The organism is Galbibacter sp. L-19, assembly GCF_056857615.1.
This window is the reverse complement of sequence record NZ_JBSXNL010000033.1, coordinates 25,268-48,916: the sequence shown is the minus strand read 5'-3', so window position 1 is coordinate 48,916 and position 23,649 is coordinate 25,268. Positions and strand designations below refer to the sequence as shown.

The 23,649-nt window shown below is 34.3% G+C and carries 17 protein-coding genes; 2 read left to right on the top strand and 15 right to left on the bottom strand.

All coding sequences use genetic code 11. From position 1 onward, the window contains the following. Nucleotides 1-286: ISAon1 family transposase N-terminal region protein (locus AC13CQ_RS03085; protein WP_482882634.1), on the bottom strand; the 286-nt coding region annotated here is incomplete at its 3' end. Here AC13CQ_RS03085 and AC13CQ_RS03080 point away from each other — a divergent pair. Beyond that, nucleotides 286-579: a T9SS type B sorting domain-containing protein gene (locus AC13CQ_RS03080; RefSeq protein WP_482882701.1), complete on the top strand. Its 294-nt coding sequence runs from the start codon at nucleotides 286-288 to the stop codon at nucleotides 577-579. The two genes, AC13CQ_RS03085 and AC13CQ_RS03080, sit on opposite strands and share 1 nt — an antisense overlap. Here the strand turns inward: AC13CQ_RS03080 and AC13CQ_RS03075 are convergent. The 12 genes from AC13CQ_RS03075 to AC13CQ_RS03020 form a co-directional block, all read right to left on the bottom strand. After that, nucleotides 576-1,496: an ROK family protein gene (locus AC13CQ_RS03075; protein ID WP_482882700.1), complete on the bottom strand. Its 921-nt coding sequence runs from the start codon at nucleotides 1,494-1,496 to the stop codon at nucleotides 576-578. The genes AC13CQ_RS03080 and AC13CQ_RS03075 overlap by 4 nt on opposite strands. 203 nt (nucleotides 1,497-1,699) lie before the next feature. After that, complete coding sequence (locus AC13CQ_RS03070) at nucleotides 1,700-2,728, bottom strand: LacI family DNA-binding transcriptional regulator (RefSeq protein ID WP_008613237.1); 1,029 nt, start codon at nucleotides 2,726-2,728, stop codon at nucleotides 1,700-1,702. A 624-nt stretch (nucleotides 2,729-3,352) separates the two neighbouring features. Continuing rightward, nucleotides 3,353-4,972, bottom strand: coding sequence for a sodium:solute symporter (locus AC13CQ_RS03065; protein WP_008613238.1), 1,620 nt, complete (start codon nucleotides 4,970-4,972; stop codon nucleotides 3,353-3,355). 2 nt (nucleotides 4,973-4,974) lie between these two features. After that, nucleotides 4,975-6,168, bottom strand: coding sequence for an aldose epimerase family protein (locus AC13CQ_RS03060; RefSeq protein ID WP_456867528.1), 1,194 nt, complete (start codon nucleotides 6,166-6,168; stop codon nucleotides 4,975-4,977). 112 nt (nucleotides 6,169-6,280) lie between these two features. Then, entirely contained in the window at nucleotides 6,281-7,786 is a 1,506-nt protein-coding gene (gene araA / locus AC13CQ_RS03055) for an L-arabinose isomerase (RefSeq protein WP_456867529.1), read from the bottom strand. Between the two features lie 16 nt (nucleotides 7,787-7,802). Beyond that, nucleotides 7,803-8,507 carry an L-ribulose-5-phosphate 4-epimerase gene (locus tag AC13CQ_RS03050; RefSeq protein WP_474506915.1) on the bottom strand — a complete coding sequence of 235 codons (705 nt, stop codon included), beginning with the start codon at nucleotides 8,505-8,507 and terminating at the stop codon, nucleotides 7,803-7,805. 14 nt (nucleotides 8,508-8,521) lie between these two features. Continuing rightward, nucleotides 8,522-10,201 carry a ribulokinase gene (locus AC13CQ_RS03045; RefSeq protein ID WP_474506916.1) on the bottom strand — a complete coding sequence of 560 codons (1,680 nt, stop codon included), beginning with the start codon at nucleotides 10,199-10,201 and terminating at the stop codon, nucleotides 8,522-8,524. Nucleotides 10,202-10,205: 4 nt separating this feature from the next. Beyond that, nucleotides 10,206-12,179 carry an alpha-L-arabinofuranosidase C-terminal domain-containing protein gene (locus AC13CQ_RS03040; protein ID WP_474506917.1) on the bottom strand — a complete coding sequence of 658 codons (1,974 nt, stop codon included), beginning with the start codon at nucleotides 12,177-12,179 and terminating at the stop codon, nucleotides 10,206-10,208. Between the two features lie 21 nt (nucleotides 12,180-12,200). After that, entirely contained in the window at nucleotides 12,201-14,183 is a 1,983-nt protein-coding gene (locus AC13CQ_RS03035) for a glycoside hydrolase family 127 protein (protein ID WP_474506918.1), read from the bottom strand. Between the two features lie 66 nt (nucleotides 14,184-14,249). Continuing rightward, nucleotides 14,250-15,230, bottom strand: coding sequence for a family 43 glycosylhydrolase (locus AC13CQ_RS03030; protein WP_474506919.1), 981 nt, complete (start codon nucleotides 15,228-15,230; stop codon nucleotides 14,250-14,252). Nucleotides 15,231-15,381: 151 nt separating this feature from the next. Beyond that, nucleotides 15,382-16,344, bottom strand: coding sequence for a glycoside hydrolase family 43 protein (locus tag AC13CQ_RS03025; RefSeq protein WP_474506920.1), 963 nt, complete (start codon nucleotides 16,342-16,344; stop codon nucleotides 15,382-15,384). 2 nt (nucleotides 16,345-16,346) lie between these two features. Next, nucleotides 16,347-17,903 carry an alpha-N-arabinofuranosidase gene (locus tag AC13CQ_RS03020; protein ID WP_474506921.1) on the bottom strand — a complete coding sequence of 519 codons (1,557 nt, stop codon included), beginning with the start codon at nucleotides 17,901-17,903 and terminating at the stop codon, nucleotides 16,347-16,349. Nucleotides 17,904-18,220: 317 nt separating this feature from the next. Between AC13CQ_RS03020 and AC13CQ_RS03015 the strand changes: the two genes are divergently transcribed. Further along, nucleotides 18,221-18,910: an NUDIX hydrolase gene (locus AC13CQ_RS03015; protein ID WP_040879682.1), complete on the top strand. Its 690-nt coding sequence runs from the start codon at nucleotides 18,221-18,223 to the stop codon at nucleotides 18,908-18,910. 76 nt (nucleotides 18,911-18,986) lie between these two features. On the opposite strand, the gene AC13CQ_RS03010 is transcribed toward AC13CQ_RS03015, so the two are convergent. Together AC13CQ_RS03010 and AC13CQ_RS03005 are read right to left on the bottom strand one after the other, a co-directional pair. Beyond that, nucleotides 18,987-20,423, bottom strand: a complete 1,437-nt coding sequence (locus AC13CQ_RS03010; protein WP_474506922.1) for a TolC family protein — start codon at nucleotides 20,421-20,423, stop codon at nucleotides 18,987-18,989. 10 nt (nucleotides 20,424-20,433) lie between these two features. Beyond that, nucleotides 20,434-23,583 (bottom strand): efflux RND transporter permease subunit, encoded by a 3,150-nt coding sequence (locus AC13CQ_RS03005; RefSeq protein WP_456867537.1) that lies wholly within the window; start codon nucleotides 23,581-23,583, stop codon nucleotides 20,434-20,436. Nucleotides 23,584-23,649: the final 66 nt, after the last annotated feature.

Genomic DNA, 23,649 nt, shown 5'->3' with positions numbered 1-23,649 from the left:
AATCCCAATTTCGATGCACGGCTTGCCCTGTGGTTTTGTCAAGCCATCGACGGCGCTTGATATGTAAATAAACATTCTTGCCACGCAATGGAAAGTCCTGAACAACAAGCTCTTTATGAAAACCATGAGCTATCAAGATCCGGTGTTTTTCTTCTCTAGGAGTATCTTTCTTTTCTTCAAAATACAAATGAAGCGTTCCTTTTTCTATTTCGTGGGAAGCTATGGTAAAGTGACTGACTAATAATTCAGGGAGGATAAAACGTAATAGGTCTAATGATAATTCCAATGCAAGTCTTTTTTTTACAAAGATCGAATTTTACTTCTATTTACACACAACTTTTTGACTTGATCCATGAAACTTGGCATCTTACAGACGCCGATATACGTTCCAATGCAACAGTTTCTATTTATGACCGTTATGGTAAACTTTTAAAAGTACTAAATGCTAATGACCCTGGTTGGGATGGAAAATTTAATGGTAGAGACATGCCAGAAACCGATTATTGGTTTAGGGCAGCTATTGCAAACAATGAAGATTTAATCATAGCAAAGGGGCATTTTAGCTTGGTTAGAAATTAAATTGTTGGCAAACTATTTTTCATCTCGTTCCAAAACTCATCATTGAACGTATGAGAGGCTCCAATTATATTTGCTTCTTCTGTATTGTCAATTATTTTTATAGACAACGGGAGTATTTTATTAAACTCTTCCTCTAAAGAAGGTAAAAACAACGCTGAAGATTTTGCTATACTTCCACCAATAATTAATACATCTGGTTTAAATTTTAATAGATAGGGAGTCATAAAAGCTACCATATTCTTATTAAACTCCTTAAATATTTCTATAGCAGCTGCCCTGTCGGTATCCAAAATACATTTAACCCCATGTACATCAACATCGTTAAAGTTCTTTTTGTATTTATTAAGAAACCAGCGCGTAGAAAAATAATCATCCGAGATTCCTTCTTTAAATTTCTTATCCCATAAACATCCATTTTCTGGAATAGATTCTCCACTAATTAATGGGGTTTGTTTGTCAAAAAAAGCAGCTCCAAAACCTGTTCCTAAAGTAATGGCTACTACTTTATCATTTTCCATTTCTCCTTTATGTAAAATACTTCCAAGTCCAAACGCAGAAGCATCATTTAAAAAACGGAGTTTTATTTTTTTATCGATAAGATATTTAGGTAGTTCTTCAACAATAGAAACATTATACAATGCTTCGTACTTATCGTTCACTTCAAACATTGCAATTCCCTCTTTATATAAAAAAGGGCCTGGCATTGCAAAGCCTATTCCCTCAATTAATTCGGGAGCTATACTTTCAATCGACTTATTTATGGTAGTTGCCCATCTCTTTAAGATCTCCGTTTTACTTCCTTTTGAATCTACTTCATCATGAAAATAGGTGTTCGAAATTATTCTATGACCATCTTTTGCAATGGCGGCACAACTAATATGGCTACCTCCTACATCTACTCCAATAGTTATTGGCATCTCTTCAATTTTTGCGCAAGATACTAAACCGATTTAGCAATTAAAAGTATATTCGATATTTGATACGCTATTTTTGATAGAAATAGACTCCCTCGGGCCAAGCCCATGAGCTATTCAAAGGAAAAATATTTTAATCCATTTCGACGTAGAGCACTTCGATATACTCAGAACAGGCTCTGGGAAATAAAACCCTCAATGAGGGATTAGTTTCTTTTTTTAGAAGATTCTCTAACTATTAATGAAGATTCCAAGGTAATTGTTTGCTTACTTTTAGAACTATCTTTCTTTTTTATAAGATCCAAAATTAAAGACATTGCCATAGTGGCCATTTCTTGGGTTGGTTGAGAAACTGCGGTAATAGTGGGGCTATAGGTTTTAAATAGTTCATTATCGTCAAAAGTGATGATTCCAATGCTATTTATTAAATCTGGATACTCTTGCTTAATAACTTTTAACCCTGATTGCGTTAGGTAGTTGGTTGCAAAAAGAATTGAATCTATTGATGGATTTTCTTCCATGAAATCCTTAATATACCTCTCACTATTTCCTTGAGTGGTTTCTTCAAAAGGAATTTGAAGCGTATAATTAGGAATATTATATTTTTCTACAACCGCTTCGTAACCTTCTAATCTATCTGCCATCTGAGATTGTATTGCATCAATAGTAATATAAGCAATGTTCCTAAATCCATTTTCAAATAAATGAATTACAGCATTCTCTGTTGCAGCTTTATTATTTGTAATTACATAATTGGCTTCTAAGGACGCAAAATATCTATCAAAAAGTACCACAGGGATATTCTCATCTAATAAATGAGCAATCGTTTTATCTAAATTAGGAGAGGGTACAATTATAAACCCATCTACTTGCCTATCTTTAAAGAGATTTATTAATTCTATAGATTTTTTATCATCATTATCATTACTACAAAAAAGAACTTTATATCCTTTTTTATAGGCTAAATCTTCAATCAATCTAGCAAGTTGAGCAAAGAATAGGTTAGAAATATCTTCTACCATAAACACCAAAATTTTAGACTGTCCAGTTCTTAAACTTTGAGCTATTTGATTGGGAGTATAATTTACTTCTTGTACATATTTTAAAACCTTTTCAGTTAATGCCTTTGATATATGCTTTTCTTCTGCTTTTCCATTTAAAACAAAGGAAACTGTGGTAACAGAAATATTTAAATGAGCAGCAATATCTTTAATTGAAATACGTTTTTTCTTCATTATCTATAAGTAAATTATTACTAGGTAATATTTTTCATTAAGACTTCTAATATAAATAAATTTAATTTAACACTTTGCACATTATAAGCAATCCTAATTCTAATAGTATTTCTATTAACTCAACTAGGTTGGTTGTACCCTAAAATCTTACCCTCTATAAAACACAACCTCTATTTAGGTAAAAAGATGACCTGTTTGAGTGTTATAATGATGTTCTTTATTAGAAAGATGCTATTTTTAGACGATAGAATGAAAATTATAATTAGTTAGATTAAAATTTTGGGGATTTTAATTAAAGTTTAAGGGAAATAGATTTAAATTTTATTGGTTGGGATTAAAAACATCTATTTTTAACCCTAACACAGTTTCTTTTAATCTAAACACACTTACTTTTTACATAAAACTATTTCTAAAACACTTAAACAATAGTGCAGCTTAGTTAAAGGCTTCAGGCAATAGATAAACATTTGACTGTTCAATCCAAAATTTTAAGGTAACTCCCTAAAAATATATGCATTCACACTAATTACTTAAGTATGAATGCATATTGTATAAACTCGTGCAAAAAAATTGAAAGCTTAGTACGATTCTACCAAAACAAGTTCTATTTTTATATTCTAACCTCTATGCTCCGTTAAAAAACATCATAACCCCTATAACAATAACTATAATTAGTATAGATACTAAAATATCTATCCATGAATAACTTACTTTATTGTTACGTTTTTCTTCTTCAGTAATAGTTTGATAGGTAAGATTTTCTACCTTTTCTTTTGATGGTGCAGGCGAAAGGAAACTTACTACCACAATCAATATTACACAGAAAAGAAAGAACCAAGATGCAAAATATAGGAAGTTCATGTGTCCTATATAATACAACACACCATCTGGATTAAGAGACTCCTTAATAAGTTCTAATACTATTCTAAGTGCAGCTACAATTAATCCTGTTACCAAAGTTATAAATGCTCCTGTTGCATTGATTCTTTTTGAGAATATTCCCAATAAGAACACTGCTGTAATAGGAGGTGCTATATAAGATTGAACACTTTGCAAATACTCATATAATACTCCAGAAATATTTGCCATAATAGGAATCCAAATAATACCAATAATTACTATAATCCCTGTAGCAAACTGTCCTGTTCTAACTAATTTCTTTTCAGGAGTATTTGGTCTCAACTTCTTATAAATATCAACTGTAAAAAGTGTAGAACACGAATTAAATACCGACGCCAAAGAACTCATAAGAGCTGCTAATAACCCAGCAGCTACCAAACCACGCAATCCAGAAGGAAGTAAATTACTCATTAAAACAGGAAAGGCCTCATCTGGGCTATCCCAATTTAATTCTCCTCTCATTTTTAGGGTAAGTGCTATAATTCCAGGTACTAAAAACAAGAATACAGGTAAAAGTTTTAGTAACGCACCAAAAATAGTTCCTCTTCGTCCTTCTTTTATATTTTTAGCAGTTAGGGTACGCTGAACAATGTATTGATCGGTACACCAATACCATATCCCAGTAATGGTACTAGCAATAAGCAATGGCAACCACGGGAAGTTTGGGTCGTTCATTGGTCGCCACATATTTAAATATTCTGGTCCTACTGTATCTGCCATACTCTCCCATCCGCCAACTTTATCTAGACCAATAAAAGTAAGTGCTGCTGCTCCAATAACTAAGATAATAGCTTGTAGTGTTTCTGTATAAACAACTGCTCTCATTCCTCCTAAAACAGTATAAATACCTGTAAGTATTACGGTTCCTAAAGCACCTGTCCAAAAATCGATTCCTAATAAAGCCGCTACTACAACCCCTCCAGCATATATGGTTACAGAAATTTTAGTAAGGACATATGCAATAATTGAGAAAACGGAAAGCACCCAACGTGATCGAGCATCAAATCTTTTTTCTAAAAATTCTGGCATTGTAAATACCCCACTACGTGCGTAAAAGGGTAAAAACACCCATCCTAGAATAAGGACTACCCAAGCTTGAATTTCATAAATAAGCATAGGCAATTTATTTCCAGCACCAGCACCAGCAAGTCCTACCACATGTTCTGAACCAATATTGGAAGCAAAAATGGAAGCTCCCACTACAAACCAGCCCACATTACGACCAGCAAGAAAATAATCTTCTGTATTTGAGTTTTTCTTTTTGATTACCCAAACCGCTATTCCTATAAGAACAGCAAAATAAATTGAAATCGTGATCCAATCAAAAGTATCTAGTAATTGCATGATTATTTAGTTGAAAATTTAAAAGATGTTTCTGTTTTATAAGTCTCTCCAGGTTTTAATTCCACCGAAGGAAATTCTTTTTGATTAGGAGAATCTGGATAATGCTGAGTCTCTAAACAAAAACCTGTTCGCTTAGCATAAGTTCCTCCCCCTTTAGCAGGCAATGTACCATCTAAAAAGTTACCAGTGTAAAATTGAATTCCAGGTTCATCGGTAAAAACTTCCATAATTCTCCCACTCTCAGGATCATAAGCCGTAGCTGCTAATTGCTGACCGTTGTTTTGGTTATTTAAAACCCAACAATGATCGTAACCCAAGCCACGCTCTAACTGTTCATTTTCGGTATTGATTTCTTTTCCTATAACTTTAGAAGACCTAAAATCGAATGGAGTTCCAGCAACATCTTTAAATTCTCCTGTTGGAATTAAAGACGAATCTACAGGCAGAAAAGCATCAGCATTAATCATAATCTGATGATCTAAAATAGTTTTAGAAAAATCTCCCGATAAATTAAAATACGAATGTTGAGTAAGATTTACCACCGTTTTCTTGTCGGTTGTAGCTTCATACGCAACCTTTAATGTATTTGTATTGTCTAATGTATAAGTAACAATAGTTTTTAAATTTCCTGGATACCCTTCTTCCATATCCTTGCTTGTATAAGAAAGTTGTAGTGCTAAATAATCCTTTTCTTGTATTGGTTTTACTTCCCAAACAACTTTATCAAAACCTTTATTTCCTCCATGTAAATGGTTTTTTCCATCATTTTGAGCTAAGGTATATTCTTCTCCATCGATTGCGAATTTACCCCCAGCAATTCTATTGCCATAACGTCCAATAATGGCTCCAAAATATGGTGGCGGAATTAAATAATCTTCTAAAGAATCAAATCCTAAAACTACATCTTCAATAGCTCCATTTTTATCTGGAACTTTTAAGTTGGTAATAACCCCTCCGTAATTAATAATAGCTACCTCCATACCATGCTTGTTTGTAAGCTGGTATTTTGTAATTTTTTCTCCGGAAGGAAGTTTTCCAAATTCTGAGGTTGAAATATGGAGGGCTTCGGTGTTTTCTTGTATCTCACTTTGCTCTGAATTAGCAGTTGCTTTTTCCGACTTTGTTTTACATTGAGTAAAAACAACAGCAAGACACACCAGTGAAATATACTTTAAGTTTTGTTTAAATGAATTCATCTGTTAATATTTATTATTTTAAAAAGGTCAGATGTAATACCCACAATCATCATATCTATGTGTTTGATAAAATTGTTAATGGGCATTTCATAATCTATTTAGGTTTAGAAGGTTACATTCTATGTTGAAATAAATGATAATACGATTCATTTGCATTGAGAGTATTCTTAAATTCACGAATACTTGTTTTATCATCAATTACTAATAATTCAATTCCTGCAATATCTGCAAAATCTTCCATATATGCAGTAGTAAGTGCTTGGGAGTATACCGTATGATGAGCTCCACCAGCTAGAATCCAAGCGGTAGTAGCTTCTTCTAGACTTGGTTTACAATCCCAAAGTACTCTTGCAACTGGCAATTTAGGTAAATCTGCCATTGGTTCCACAGCTTCTACTTCATTAACAATTAATCTAAAACGATTCCCCATATCTATTAAAGAAGCATTAATTGCAGTACCAGCAGGCGAATTAAAAACCAATCGAACAGGGTCTTCTTTCCCTCCAATTCCTAAAGGATGTACTTCACAAGAAGGTTTTCCATCGGCAATAGAAGAACATATTTCTAGCATATGCGAGCCTAATACATACGATTTTTCAGGAGTAAAATGATAGGTATAATCTTCCATAAACGAAGTTCCTCCTTCCAAACCTTGCGCCATTACCTTCATGGTTCTCAACATAGCTGCCGTTTTCCAATCGCCTTCTCCACCGAAACCATAACCATCTGCCATTAAACGCTGTACTGCAATTCCTGGCAACTGTTTTAAAGCTCCTAAGTTTTCAAAAGTATCTGTAAAAGCTTTAAATCCACCTTCATCTAAAAAAGCACGAAGTCCTAATTCAATTTTAGCGGCATCTATTAACGATTGTCTTTTTGCGCCTCCTTCTTTAAGAGATGCTGTTAAATTATAAGACGTTTCATAAACCGCAAGTAAATTTTGTAATTGCTTATCTGTAACAGCATCAATATGCTTTACTACATCCGAAGAATCATAGCCATTTACTTCCAGTCCAAAACGCATTTGAGCCTGTACTTTATCTCCCTCAGTAACTGCAACTTGGCGCATATTGTCGCCAATTCTGGCAACTTTCATATGTTGTAATTCGTCCCAACCTAAAGCTACACGCGTCCAAACACCTAATTGTTTTTGTACATTTTCCGATTTCCAATGTCCTACAATTACTTTTCTTTTCTGACGCATTCTAGACATCATAAATCCAAACTCACGGTCGCCATGCGCCGATTGATTTAAATTCATAAAATCCATATCTATATCATTCCATGGAATCTCTGCATTAAACTGCGTATGAAAATGACATAATGGTTTTTTAAGAATATTAAGTCCTGCAATCCACATTTTAGCTGGAGAAAATGTATGCATCCAAGTAATAATTCCGATACAATTTTTTGTGGTATTTGCTTCAATACAAATAGCTGTTATCTCATCGGGAGTTGTAACGATATTCTTACTTACTATTTTTACATCAATTTTTGAAGAAGCATCCAATCCATTTGCAATGGTATTTGCATTTTGTGCTACCTGTTTTAGAGTTTCGGGACCGTATAAGTGTTGGCTCCCCGTTACAAACCAAATTTCTTTTTCCGTTGAAATCATTAATTATAGTTTTTTATTATTTCTGTCCGTAGTAAGCATCTTTTCCATGCTTACGTTCGTAATGTTTTTTTATAAGTGAATCTTTTAATCTTGGTGCATTTGGATTAATTTGAAGTGTTAAATAAGCCATTCTTGCTACTTCTTCCAATACTTTACTATTATATACTGCTTTTGAAGCTGAATTACCCCAAGTAAACGGGCCATGATTACCCAATAATACCATCTGTACTTCTTGATGGGATATCTTTTTATCTTTAAAACAATCTAAAATCTGAATTCCAGTATTGTGTTCGTAGTTTCCTTCAATTAATTCATCTTTCATTGGAGGAGCACAAGGAATATCGGCTACCAAATGGTCGGCATGTGTAGTTCCAAAAATAGGAATATCTTTTTGCGCTTGCGCCCAAGCCACAGAATAGGTAGCATGTGTATGAGCTACACCTCCAATATCTTCCCAATTTTTATACAAGAACGCATGTGTTTTGGTATCAGATGATGGTCGCATTTCCCCTTCAACAATATTGTTTTCAAAATCGACAATTACTATATCCTCTGGTTTTAATTTTTCATAAGGAACCCCGCTTGGTTTAATAGCAAAAACCTTATTCTGTCTATCAACAGCACTTACATTTCCAAAGGTATAAATTACCAAATCCAATGCGTTAAGCTCCATATTTGCCTCGTAGCATTCTCTTTTTAATTCTTTATATTTTGACTCCATAATTACTAATTGTATTATTTGGATGTGTTGTTTTCTATATAAACTGAAAGTCCTGAATAAGACTCCAATAGTGTTTTATAAACCGCTACTTGATCTTCCTGCGGATGATATTCGGCTTCAAAATTGCTTCCTAAATGTTTACTAGCTTCTATTACGTCTTTATAAATTCCAGCGGCTACAGCAGCATAAATAGCCGCTCCCAATGCTGGAGCTTGATCTGAGGATGCTATTTTTATTGGCATATTTAATACATTGGCAAGAGTTTGCATAATAAAAGGAGATTTCCTTGCTACTCCCCCAATACCAATAACAGTATTAATTTTTACCCCTTCGCTCTCAAAACGATCTACTATTTTTTTAGCACCAAAACAAATTGCGTTTACTAATGCCTTAAAAATATGTGGTGCTTTGGTTCCTAAGTTTAAGTCCATCATGGCAGCTTTTAATTCCTGATTTGCATCTGGAGTTCTTCTACCATTAATCCAATCTAAGGCTGTAGGAATACTTTCTTCCAACGGGATATTTTTGGCTGCTTCAGCTAATTGTTTGATGAAATTCCCTTCAATCTCTTTCTTTAAATTATCTTTTTGAGCTTCGGTTAAACTTTCTGAGGTATAAACCAAATTATGAAGAGGCCAAGAAAGCACATCTTTAAACCAAGCTAATAAATCTCCAAATGCAGATTGACCAGCTTCCAAACCTACCATTCCTGGAATTACAGAACCATTTACTTGACCACAAATTCCTTTAACAGCCTTTTTTCCAATTACATTTTCATTGGCTACAATAATATCACAAGTAGATGTTCCCATTACCCTAACCAACGTATGCTCTTCTATTCTAGCTCCCACTGCTCCAGCATGCGCATCAAAAGTTCCAACTGCAATTACCGTTTCTGTAGTTAACCCCAATCTCTCTGCCCATTCAGAGTTTAAATTTCCAGCAACCTCATCAGAAGTATATGTTTCTTTATAAAGTTGATTTCTTAGTTTGGATAAATACGGATTTAATTTCCCTAAAAATTCTTCGGAAGGGAGTCCGTCCCAGCTTTCATGCCACATTGCTTTATGACCAGCAGCACAACGACTTCTTTTAAATGTATTTAAATCTTTTTCGTCTCCTAATAAATAAGTGATGTAATCGCAATGTTCCATCCATGTATAAGCAGCATTCTTAATAACTTCATCTTCTCTGGCTATATGAAGTATTTTAGCCCAAAACCATTCAGAAGAATAAATTCCTCCCTCAAACTGCGTAAAATCTTGTCCTCCCCAACTTCTAGAGAGCTTATTAATTTCATTGGCCTCCTCAATAGCGGTATGGTCTTTCCATAAAACCATCATTGCATTTGGGTTTTCACTAAATTCTGGTAATAAAGCAAGTGGAGTACCCTCTTTAGAAAGCGGCATTGGAGACGAGCCTGTGGTGTCTATACAAATTCCTTTAATAGCAGCTGGTTTTACCCCCGCTGTAGCAACAACTTTTTTAATAGTCTGTTCTAATCCCTCAATATGATCTAATGGATGCTGACGAAATTGATTTTTAGAAGCATTACAATATAATTTCTGTTTCCATCTTTTATAATATGCAACATCTGTAGCTATTTCTTCCCCATTTGCTGCATTTAACAATACAGCTCTTACAGAATCTGTACCGTAATCCAGCCCGATTACGTATGATTTATTATCGCTCATTAAATTAATTAATTTTCAATTTGAATACATTTACAGAATAAGGAGCTAATTGAACTCCATCTTTAGCATCCATTTTAATTTCTTTAGATTTTGGTATTATATTTTTAGGCTTACTGATGGAATTTACATCACTCAACCCTTCACTTACAAGAACAACTTGAGTAGCATTATTAGCAACAGAAACCCCATTCCATTTAAAATTAATAGTATTTTTTTCAGATAGTGTATTTACCACTTTAACAATCATTTCGTTGGTTTCTGTATCTTTTACTACAGAAGCATATAAACTCTTCTGTCCTATTATTTTTTTACCATCAATAGTAACTTTCATAAGATCGGTTCCTCGATTGGTTGCAAATAATTTTTGCACATAATAATTTGGTGTCCCATAAGAAGTAAGATTGTTAAACCAAATTAAATCGGGAGTCCATTGCCAACCTTCTGTATGCGCCATCAAGGGTGCATAAGACGTTAATTGAACTACCTCAGCATTACGCTCTAATCCAGTCATAAATGCTGCTTCAGACATGGCACACTCCCAATTATTTTCGTTTTTTGGGCTTGCAATTGCAACACTTTGTGCAGCGTATTCTCCAGCAAAAATTTTAGGACCATTTCTATCGTAATCATCATACCTATCGGCATTATCTCTAAACCATTGCGGACTACGGTAATAATGCTCATCTATAATCTCTGCATTTAGTTTTTTCAACGCTTCCATTCCGTATTCAAAATAATCGCCATCTGGAAAAGGACCACTTCCAGAAACAATAATCATATCTGGATATTGTTTTTTAATAGCTTCAGAAAAAACCTTGTAACGCGCAATATAATCTGGCCCCCATTGTTCATTTCCAACCCCAATATATTTCATATTGAAAGGCTCTGGATGCCCCATATCACTACGTACTTTTCCCCAAGGAGTTGAAACATCTCCATTAGCAAACTCTATTAAATCTAAAGCATCTTGCACATAAGGATCAAGTTCTTCCATTGGCACTAATTCTCCAGTATTAAACTGGCATGCCATTCCGCAACTCAAAATTGGTAATGGTTCTGCCCCCATATCTTCTGCTAATTGGAAATATTCAAAAAAACCAATTCCAAAACTCTGATAATAATCGGGGGTTGGACGATGTCCAAACTCTGTATTCCATCTATTGACCAATATTTCACGATCTTCAATAGGGCCTACTGTTTTTTTCCATTGATAACGTTTTGCTAACGTTCTTCCTTCTACAATACAACCTCCTGGAAAACGTAAAAATCCTGGATCCATATCTGCTAACAATTGAACCAAATCTTTACGCATTCCATTTTTTCTTTGTTTCCATGTATCTTCAGGAAATAAAGAAATCATATCCATATCAATTTCTCCCGTTCCAGAAAACGTTATTTCAAGGGTAGCTTTTTCTGCGGTTGCAGTTGCCGTTAATTGTGCTTCATATTTTTTCCAATCGTTGGCATCTACTACTACCGAGGTAGAAGCAATTTCCTTCTTATCTTTCCCGACCAGCTTAAAGTGAAGCTCCTTTATATTACCCGATGTTTTAGCAGCTAAAAAGGACAGATTATAAACAGCCTTGGCATGTATCCCCATCCCTCTAAAACCTTTATTGATGATTTTGTAACCTTGATCGTCTTTTACAATAATTCTACAATAATTGTGATTGGTTTGATCTCCAGAATATTTTATAATTGTAGCAATTCCTGAATTGTTATTATAAGAATGACGATCGCTATTAGGTTGTTCCCAACCCATTAAAGGCTCATCAAATTCAAAAGATCTATTTTTAATCATTTCAGCATACAACCCTCCATCTGCGGCAAAATTGATATCCTCAAAAAATATCCCGTACATTGTGGGTTGTATTTTAGCAATAGATTGTGATGCATCTACCTCTAAAGTTGTTATTTGTGCATAATTTATTCCTACACAAAAAAATGCTAGAATGTATATCTGTTTTAAAGTTTTCATTTTTAGTTTTTGTTGATTTATCTATTTTTTAGGCAACCATACTTTCATTTTTCCTATTCCTCTGTTTGACCATGCATAATAAGGAATGGCTTTTAATTTATTGTTCTCTATTACATTAACCCCTTCTAAAAGATCGTTCTCCTTTTTTACTTGAAAAGTATCGTCATTAGAAATCGTAATAGCATCAAAATTGTTTTTATTATCTATTTCTTCCACTGCATATACAATTGGACCATATTCCAAAGCAATTTTCCCACGGTCTTCTTCCACTTTTTCATTTGCTAATACTTCTCTAACTTCCATTGGAATCTCTAAAGAAATGGTTTCTCCTTTTTTCCAGTTTCGAGTAAGTGTTATATATCCATTATCAATTGTTGCTTCCACTAGCTCTCCATTAACCTTAACTTCTGGTACTGCTTTTATTTTTTCTTTATATGAATAAAGTGTTCCTGGGAGCACCTCATTTCTTGCCCAACCTGGAATTCGTAATTTTATAGTAAAATCTGACGCTGTTTCTGGAGTAACTGTTAACTTAACACTTCCATTCCATGGATAAGAAGTTTCCTGAGTAATAGCTATAGCTGTTTTCTCCAAGCCTATTGTTGCCTGATTTGCAGCATATAGATTTACAAATACTGTATCGGAAGTTTTAGAATAAATTAACCCAGGTAAAGAAGGAATAAAACGAATTACATTAGTAGGACAACAAGAGCAATCAAACCAATCTTTTCGGGTACATGCCCCTTGATTAAATTTATACACTCCATCTGATTCTAATGCATTTGGATAGAAAAATTGAGTCCCGTTTAATGAAAGTCCAGAAATTAAACCATTATACAATGTACGTTCAATAACATCAAAATATTTTACATTCCCAGTCATATTATGCAATCTGTGATTCCAATAGACATCTCCAATTGCAGCACAAGTTTCGTTATAAGCAGTTAAATTAGGAAGTTCATAATTTTCTCCAAATGCCTCACCTTCATGCCTAGCTCCTATTCCACCAGTGAGATACATTTTTTTATTTACCATATTCTCCCAAAGGTTATCTACAGCTTTATGGTAAGCGGTATCATTCTCAATAGCCGCAATATCCGTCATAGCGGCATACATATAAACAGCTCTAACAGCATGTCCCACTACTTCATCTTGTTTTATAACAGGAACATGATCTTGAGCATAGGGACCAAAATCCATTCTTCCTTCATGAAACCCTCTTCCATCTAAAAAGTATTTTGCCAATTCTAAATACTTCTTTTCGTTGGTAATTCTATACAACCTTATCAATCCTGTTTCTATAATTTGGTGTCCTGGAACCGTATGGATTTTCCCATCTTCTGGCCCAAAGGTTTCTACCATTAAATCTGCATTTTTTAAAGCTATATTTAAGAAATTCTTTTTCCCAGTAGCCTCGTAATGAGCAGCAGCAGCTTCGTATAAATGTCCAGCATTGTATAATTCATGACTCATCTCTAAAGATTCCCAACGCTTCCCTTCATTAACCTTTACCCACGTTGCTGGGGGATGAGCAGGATTTATAGTTCGCCAAGTAGTTAGATAACCATCTTTTTCCTGACCAATACTTATTACATTAATAATGGAATCTAATAAAGTTTCTAGTTGAGGATTCGGTGCACTAATTAAAGAGTAAGATGCTCCTTCAACAATTTTATAAACATCGGTATCATCAAAAGGCATAACACCTTTTACTTCGCCTTCCATTTTTCCTCCAGCAATTAAGAAGTTATCAAAGCGACCTTCTTCTGTAGATTTTTCTATAGCGTATTCTATAGTTCTTTCTTGTACTCTTTCTATAATAGGAAGCCAAAAATCGTCATTCAATTTTACATGTTGAATATTTACCGATTCTATTTGGTAACCTGATCCATTCTCAATTTTTGTAGTAACACCTTCCTTCTGACTTTCTTGCTGACAAGAAAATAATAACAATAAAGAAAATGTTACTAAAATAGTACTGTCAATTCTTCTTAGACTTCTCATTTTAGGTAGTTTTGGCGGTTAACTTTTATAAGTGTGCAATTTACATTTTTAATTTTAAAAAACAAGTTAATCTAAATAATCCTTATCTATTTTAGGCCATAACTCCTCATCCCATTGCAATTCTAATACCTTTAGCTTAGGTTTTCCATTATCTTGAGCATCATAAGCATGGAAAAACAAATAATCCTTTCCATCAAAAGTATAGGTACTATTATGTCCTAAACCATACCAGTTTTTATTCCCTTCTAATACTAAGGTACCTCCTCCATTTACTAATGATTTCCCATTTTGATCTAGATAAGGCCCCATTACTTTTTTAGACCTTCCAACTACAATTTTATAGGTACTTTCTTTACCTCTACAACATAAATCCCACGATAAAAACAGGTAATAATATCCGTTTTTCTTAAAAATAAAGGGTGCTTCTAAAGCTCCATTTCCAGGATCATTATCGGGAATCTTAAAGTCTCTTTCTCGTCTTGCAAGGGTGTGCCATTCTTCGGGTTTAGCAACCGATTTTAAATCCTTGCTTAATTTTACCAATTTTAAACCTTCCCAAAAAGAACCAAAAGACAACCATGGCGTATTGTTTTCATCAAATATTAAATTTGGATCAATAGCATTCCACATATCCCGATTGGGAACCGATTGTACAACAATTCCTGCGTCTTCCCATTTATAGTTGGCATCAGTAGCATCTAAGGTTGTATTTGTTGCTACACCTATTGCAGAAGTATTTTTTCCAAAGCTTGAAACCGAATAATATAAATAGTATTTTCCATTGTGAAAAGAAATATCTGGTGCCCAAATATGATTTTTAAAATTAGGAACAACACTATCTGTCCATGTTGGTTTTTGCTGAAATACGGCTGGTTCTTTCTTCCAATCTTTTAAATCTTTAGAACTGTAACTTGAAATTCCATTTCCTGTACAGAAAAGATAGTATGTATCTCCTTGTTTGGCAACTACAGGATCATGAACCATAATATCTTGAGCCAAAATTCCTGCTGAAAACAGTACAATACATAATTGAAAAAATAATTTCATGCAAATAACTTTAGTTTAAGCATCTCATTTTAAATATTTTATATAATTTCACAAAGAATGACTCCCTAATAAAAATCTCTGCTTTATTCATTTTATTTTATGGAAACAATTACTTTGGCTATACTTAATCCCTTTATGAAGGATTCATTACTCAATCATTATTTTGAATTCCTTCAGAAGTCATTTGGATTCTCTTAATAGTTCCATCCTCATTATAGTATAAGCGGTCTATACAAACAGAACGCCTAAAACTCCCCCCATTAGGTTCAATACTTCCATTATGATATATAAAATATGGGATTCCTTTATACTCAATTATGGCTTGATGGTTTGTGTTTGTATTTCCTGCAACTTCATTTAAAATTCCTTTAAATTCCCATGGACCAGTAATAGATTTACTCATAGCATAGGCTGTTTTTTCAGGAAAACCATATGCATAAGACAAATAATACCAGTCTCCTTTTTTATGTATCCAAGGAGCTTCTGTAAATTTAGGAAGGTCTACCGTATGGATGGGACCATCAAATTCTATCATATTTTCTTTTAATTTGGCATAATAACAAGCTGTATTACCCCAATATAAATAGGCTTGCCCATCATCATCTATAAAAACAGAAGGATCAATATCATCCCAACTTATATCTGTATGCTCGGTAGTCATATCATTAGTTACTAAAGCCTTTCCTAAAGCATCTTTAAAAGGTCCAGTTGGAGAATCGGAAACAGCTACACCAATTGCTTTTCCGTGTATGTTTTTATGAGTTACCGTAACATACCAATAAAACTTACCAGCTCTTTCAATTACCTGTGCAGCCCAAGCATCTCCTTTAGCCCATTTAAAATCGGAAGGTTTTAAAGGTACTGGATGCTCTTTCCAGTTTACCATATCTGTAGATGAGTATACCAACCATTCATCCATTTTATAAAAATGAAAATCTTTTGGAGCCTCATCATGCCCAGCATATAAATACACTGTGTTGTTATGTACCAATGCCGCAGGATCTGCCGTAAACTTGTCTTTAATAATTGGATTATTAAAATTTTCTTGATCTTGAGCTTCTGTTAATAATGTTCCTATAAAAAATAGAAACACACTATATAATTTTACTCTCATAATTATTTTATTTCAAAAACGATTACTGAAAAAGCAGGAACTTCAAGTTCGAGGATTCCTTTCTTAAATTTAAAATCCTCATACTCTTTTACTACAATTTTGTTTGGATTTTCAAATGAATTATGATCCTGAACTTTAGCAGAAGTTAAGATGTTGGCTGTTGCCTTATTTAGCTTCATTTTTTGAAAATCTAGCGTAATCTTATGTGCTTTGTTCATATCAACATTTACCAAAGAAACATGTGCTACTCCTTCTTTATTAATAGATGCAGACGCAGATATTGCTGGAACTGAATTTCCTTCAAACTCATATTTATCAGATTTTAAATCTATTGGTAACAAGGTTGCATCTTGGTGCACCGCATACATTTTCATTACATGATAAGTTGGTGTAAGAATCATTTTTTCATCATCAGTAAGAATAACTGCTTGTAAAACATTTACGGTTTGCGCTAAATTAGCCATCTTAACACGTTCACTATGATTGTTAAAAATATTAAGTGTTGCCCCAGCAATCATGGCATCTCTCATAGTATTTTGTTGGTATAAAAAACCAGGATTAGTTCCTTCTTCCACATTATACCAGCCACCCCATTCATCTACTATCAAGTCTATTTTTTTATCAGGATCATATTTGTCCATTACAGCAACATGCTTGGTTATTAAAGTCTCCATATTCAATGCACGCTCCATAGTTTTAAAATATTGCTTTTCATTGAAATTAGCTGCAGGACCTTTATCATTCCATTCTACAAAAGAATAAGAATGTAATGCCACACCTTCTATAAGATGCTTTGGAATGTCTCTCATTAAAACTTCTGTCCAATGATAATCGTCTACATTTGCTCCAGAAGCAATTCTGTAAATCCCTTTATCATTATTCCAGCTACTCATAAAAGTAGCGTATTGACGATACAGATTTGCGTAATATTCTGGAGTCATATTACCACCACAACCCCACATTTCATTACCTACTCCCCAATAAGTTACTCCCCAAGGTTTATCTCTCCCATTTTCTTTACGAAGGTTTGCCATCGGACTCTCCCCGTCGTGATTTACATATTGGATCCAATCGGTAAACTCTTTTACGGTTCCACTCCCAATATTAGCTGCCAAGTAAGGTTCTGCCCCCAAAGCCTCACATAAATTTAAAAAATCGTGGGTTCCAAAACTATTATCTTCGGTTACCCCACCCCACCATTGATTCACAATAGTAGGTCGGTCTTCTTTAGCTCCAATACCATCTTTCCAATGATACGTATCTGCAAAACAACCTCCTGGCCAACGTAAATTTGGTACTTTTAGCTCTTTAAGTGCTTCAATAATATCTGTACGCACCCCGTTTGTATTAGGAATATTACTGTCTTCGCCTACATAAAAACCCCCGTAAATACAACGGCCTAAATGCTCTGCAAAATGCCCATAAATATGCTTACTTATTGTGGGAGCATTTTCCTTTTCTTGTATAGTAACTGTAGTTTGTGCACAAGTGACTCCTGCTAAAAGAAGGCAAAGTATCAATACAATACCTCTTGATTTTATATTTTTTTTTGAAATCATATAGGTTAATTTATAAGTGTTATTTTTACATTTCCAAATTAATTAATAATTTTTCATAAAAACAAATGATTTATTAAACAATTCGTTTTTTTAATGTTATAAAAATAAACAAACCCTAATAAAAATAAATTTTAGCAGTTACAAAACTAACTACCTCAGAGCAAGCCCAAGAAGTGTTTAAGCAAAATAACCTCAACCCAAAATTCTTCAACAAACTCTGGAAAATTAAATTAGCTATGTGGTATTAAAATTTGAATTCATTGATTATTTTTAAAAAAAATGTAATTTTACCCGTATTCTGTGAAAATCTACCCCACATGTTAAATAATTATAGTAAAGAAGATAAGGTATTACTTGCCGTAGATTGTATCATTTTTGGGTTTGACAAAGAAGAACTTAAAATTTTATTGATTAAAAGAGATTTTGAGCCTGAAAAAGGAAAGTGGTCTCTTATGGGTGGATTTTTAAAACGCAATGAAACGTTAGATGATTCGGCAAATAGGATTTTGCATCATTTAACGGGATTCCATAATATCTACATGGAGCAATTGTATGGTTTTAGTAAAGTGGACAGAGATCCAGCTGAACGAACCGTTTCTGTAGCCTACTATGCCCTTATCAACATTGAAGAGCATAACCAAGAATTAATTGAGCAATATTCTGCTAGGTGGTTTAGTATTTCTGAGGCTCCAAAATTAATTTTTGATCATGACCAAATGGTAAACCATGCTATTAGGCGTTTGCGCTATCGAACTTCAAACAAACCTATTGGATTTGAATTATTACCTGAGAAATTTACAATGAGACAGCTTCAAAAACTTTATGAAGCTATTTTAGATGAAGAGCTTGATAAAAGAAATTTTATCAATAAAATAAATGGTTTGGACATCCTTATAAAGTTGACAGAAAAAGATATGTCTTCCTCTAGAAAAGGTTCTTTTCTATATCAATTTGATAAAGAAAAATATGACAAAAAAGTGGAAGATGGATTTACTTTTAAAATATAAAAATCCCCCGAAAATAAATTCCGAGGGATTTATAAAGAAACAAATTCAACCCACTTAAAACAAGTTTTTACACAAGCTAATCCACTACAGAATCAGGAAGTAATCCTAAGGCTTTAAACAAAGACACTCGCTCTTTAAGTTCTTGCCCAAAAAGCTGAACACTTAATTGTTCGGCCTCCAAAGCTTGTCGTTCTGCATCTACAACATCTATATAATTAATAAGCCCTTTTCTATACCTTTCATTTGTTAACTCTGCCGCGTTATTTGCTGCTTTTACAAATTCTTGTTGTGCCAGCAATTGTTCATGCACCCATTTAATATTAGAAATGGAATTTTCTACTTGTCTATAAGACACTAGAACATTTTGATTGTAAGCAGCTTCTGCTTGTTTTAACTCACTTTTTCTAAGTTTAATTTCTGCACGTTTTTTTCCACCTTCAAAAATTGGTAAGGAAGCCGAAACTCCTGCTACCCATGTTCTACTATCATTCTCAATCCAATTATTACTGTCACCCGACAAGTAACCGAAGGCGCCATTTAGATAAAATGATGGTAATAATTGTTTCCATTGATTCTTTACCAAACTTTTAGATGATTCAAACATGAGTTTAGCAGATTTTAAATCGGGGCGTGTAGCAGTTAAAGAGTCCTTTTCCAAAAAGATCAAATCTGGTGGCATATAGCTAATTTGTGTTTTATGTATACTGAAATTACTTGCATCTACTCCAACCAATGGTGCTAAAATAAGTTCGATTTCGGTTCTAAGTTTATGAATCCTTTTTATTTGAACTTGCACCGATGACAATTCAGTTTTAGCTCTTAAAACATCAATCTGACTTACCAAACCTGCTTCATAACGAGTTGTGGTTATTTCTAAATTATTCAACCTTGTTTTTTCTGTTTCTTTTAAAAGATCCTTTTCAGCATCAACCTGTAATAACAAGAAATAATTTTGAGCCACTTCTGTAATTACCTGTAGTAAAATATCTTTTCTACTTTCAACACTTGCATCGGCTGCCAAACGGTTTGCTTTTACATTATCAATGTTCTTACCAAACACATCGAGCTCATAATTTACCGTAAGTGGAATATCAAAAGTATTAATAGTTACCCTATCTAATTGACCTCCAAAAGGGTTTGGTCTATTAGCCGAGAACTCTTGTCTAGCAACCGAAGGCTCCAAACGCAACGTTGGTAATAATGATGAAAATGCTATTCTTTTCTGCGCTATTGCCTGTTCTACTCTAGCCTGCGCTATCTTCAAGTCTTCATTATTTTGCAATGCCAAGGCTATTAAACTATCCAATTCCTTATAACCAAAAGCTTCCCACCATTTGTCTGTTTCAATAACAGGAGCTGCTTTTTTAGATATGGTGTCCGTTCCTATATACAGCACCTCATTTGTCTGCTCTGGCACATCCCATTTCCATGTGGAGGTACTGTCTTGACTATATCCAATTGACTGATAGAATCCTATCAAAATCAATATAGTTTTTATAAATATCTGATTCATTTTTATTTTTTTACTTAACATCTACGGTTGCTTTTTTTAAGACCATTTTTCTACAAAGCACATAAAACACAGGAGTAAATAGTAATCCGAACAATGTTACTCCCAACATTCCACTAAAAACTGCCGTTCCTAAAGAGCGTCTCATTTCTGCTCCTGCTCCCGTTGCTGTAACCAAAGGAATTACCCCAAGAATAAAAGCAAAGGCGGTCATTAAAATAGGTCGTAATCTTAACCTTGCAGCCTCTTTTGCCGCTTCTTGCAAACTATACCCTCTATCTTCAAGTTGCTTTGCAAATTCTACAATTAGAATAGCATTTTTACTAGCTAACCCTACTAGCACAACCAATCCAATTTGTGTTAAAATATTATTATCCATTCCCATTATTCCTACTCCAAACATTGCCGATAGTAAACACATAGGCACAATAAGAATTACAGCCAATGGCAATACCCAACTTTCATACTGAGCAGCTAATAGTAGAAAAACAAATAAAACGGCCAATGCAAAGGCTATTCCTGCTGTATTACCTGTACTTTTTTGCTGATATGCAATTTCAGTCCATTCATAATCAATACCATCTGGTAATATCTGCGCTGCTAGTTGTTCCATAGCATCCAAAGATTCTCCAGAACTATGCCCAGGAGTAGTGTTTCCTGTAAGTGCCAAAGAAGGATATAAATTGTACCGAGGTACACGTGCTGGGCCAGAAATATCTTTTAGATCTCCAACAGCACTCAAAGGAATCATATTTCCATATTTATTTCGAACTCTAATGTGCTCCAAATCCTCTGGAGTATATCTAAACTCTCCATCGGCTTGGGCGGTTACTCTAAATGTTTTCCCTTGTAGGTTAAAATCATTTACAAATGCAGAGCCCAAATAAACCTCTAAAGCGCTTGAAACTTCTTCAATTGGGACACCCAGCTTTTGAGCTTTTTCTTTATCGAGATCAAAAAATAATTGAGGCGAACTGGTATTAAAAAATGTAAAGACATTTGTCATTGTCGGATCTTGATTAGCAGCTCCCATAAGCTCATAAGCCGATTTTAACAATTGCTCATTGCCTAATCCACCTCTGTCCTGCAACATCAATTTAAATCCACCAGCATTACCAATTCCTCTTACAGGTGGAGGTGGAATAACAATAACGTAAGCATCTGTCATCTTACTTAACGAACTAGTTAAAGACTGTTGAATCCCTTCATAGGTAACCCCTTTATCATTACGTTCTTCAAAACTTTCCAATGCAGTAAAAATTACCCCTGCATTTGATGAATTTGTAAATGTTGCCGCATCAAATCCTGTAAATGCAACCGCGTCTTTTACCCCATCAACTTTAAGTACACTGTCTATTGCTTTATTTACAACTTTGTCTGTTCTCTCTAGCGAAGAACCTGGAGGTAACTGTATTACAGTAATAAAATATCCTTGATCCTGTTCTGGAATAAACCCAGTAGGCACCTTGTAAAAAGCAAAAACAGTTAAAGCTATAAGTCCTAAATACACTAGCATTACTCCTTTTCTTATATTGATAAGTCTTGACGTTAATTGTGCGTATTTATTAGATGTCCAATCCATTAACTGATTAAACTTATCAAAGAATTTAGTTATAAAACCTTGTGCTGCAACATTAGAATGCTTAGGAGAGTCATCGTGCTTTTTCATCACTTTGGCTGCAATTGCAGGACTTAATGTAAGCGAAACAAAAACAGAAATCATGGTTGCAACAGCTATGGTTACTCCAAATTGACTGTAAAACTGACCACTAATTCCTTTTAAAAATATGGTAGGTAAAAATACAGCAACAAGCACTAGTCCCATTGCTACCAATGCTCCCCCTACTTCATTCATTGTTTTTTGAGCAGCTTGCTTTACCCCCATTCCTTCTCTAAGGTTTCGCTCCATATTCTCAACCACCACAATGGCATCGTCTACCACAATTCCTATGGCTAGCACTAATCCAAACAGTGTTAAACTATTAAGAGAATACCCTAAAGCTTGCATTACGGCAAAAGTTCCAATAAGCGAAACAGGGATTGCAAGGATTGGTATAATAGCCGCTCTCCATGTTTGTAGGAATAATATAATTACCAATACTACTAAAATTACGGCTTCGTAAATAGTTCCCCCTACTTCGTCGATTGATTGTTGAATAAACTCCGTTGGGTTGTATGCAATACGATACTCTATCCCCTCTGGAAAATCTTTTGATGCTTCTTTCATGGTATTGATCAAAGCATCTGCTGTTTCTAACGCATTGGTTCCTGGGCGCTGAAAAACTGGTAAGGCTACAGCAGGATATTTACTTAAATACCCTTTGGTAGCATAGCTTGCCGATCCTAACTCTACACGTCCAATATCTTTAACACGAACTAATGCCCCATCTTCTCCATTTCTAATAATGATATTTTCAAATTCTTCAATTGAATTTAATCTTCCTTGTGTTTGAATATTAATTTCAAAAGCGTTTTGGGTAGTTAAAGGTTGCTGATTTAAAGTTCCTCCCGCAATTTGAACATTTTGAGCTCTTAAAGCAGTTAACACCTCATTTGGTGTCATATCCAAATTTGCTATTAAATCTGGATTCAACCAGATTCTCATGGAGTATTGATCGCCTCCAAACATTCTTACAGCTCCAACCCCATCAATTCTTGAAAGTTTATCTATAATTTGAAAATTAGCATAATTTGCAAGATATGTTTGGTCATAAGTCTCTTCTGGAGATATTAAATGGATAACCAACATAAGGTCGGGAGCACTTTTTTGTGTTGTAATTCCCAATCGTCTTACGGGTTCTGGCAATCTAGGTTCTGCAATAGCCACACGATTTTGCACCAATACTTGGGCATTATCTACATCTACCCCTTGTTTGAAAGTGATTGTTAATTCCATAACACCATCATTTGTAGCTTGAGATGCCATGTATATCATTCCTTCAACTCCATTAATTTCTTGTTCCAAAGGCGTTGCCACCGTTTTGGAAATCGTTTCTGCGCTAGCTCCAGGATAGGTTGCCCTCACTACTACTGTTGGAGGAGCTACTTCTGGATACTGTGAAACAGGTAGCGAAAAATACGCCAATCCACCAACTATCATTAATATAATAGATATCACGATTGACAATATTGGACGCTCTATAAAAGTATGCGTGAATTTCATTTTATTTTCTTTATATTTTTATTGGATTTTGACAAAAAAAGAGCCTCCCTCAAATCAAAAAATATG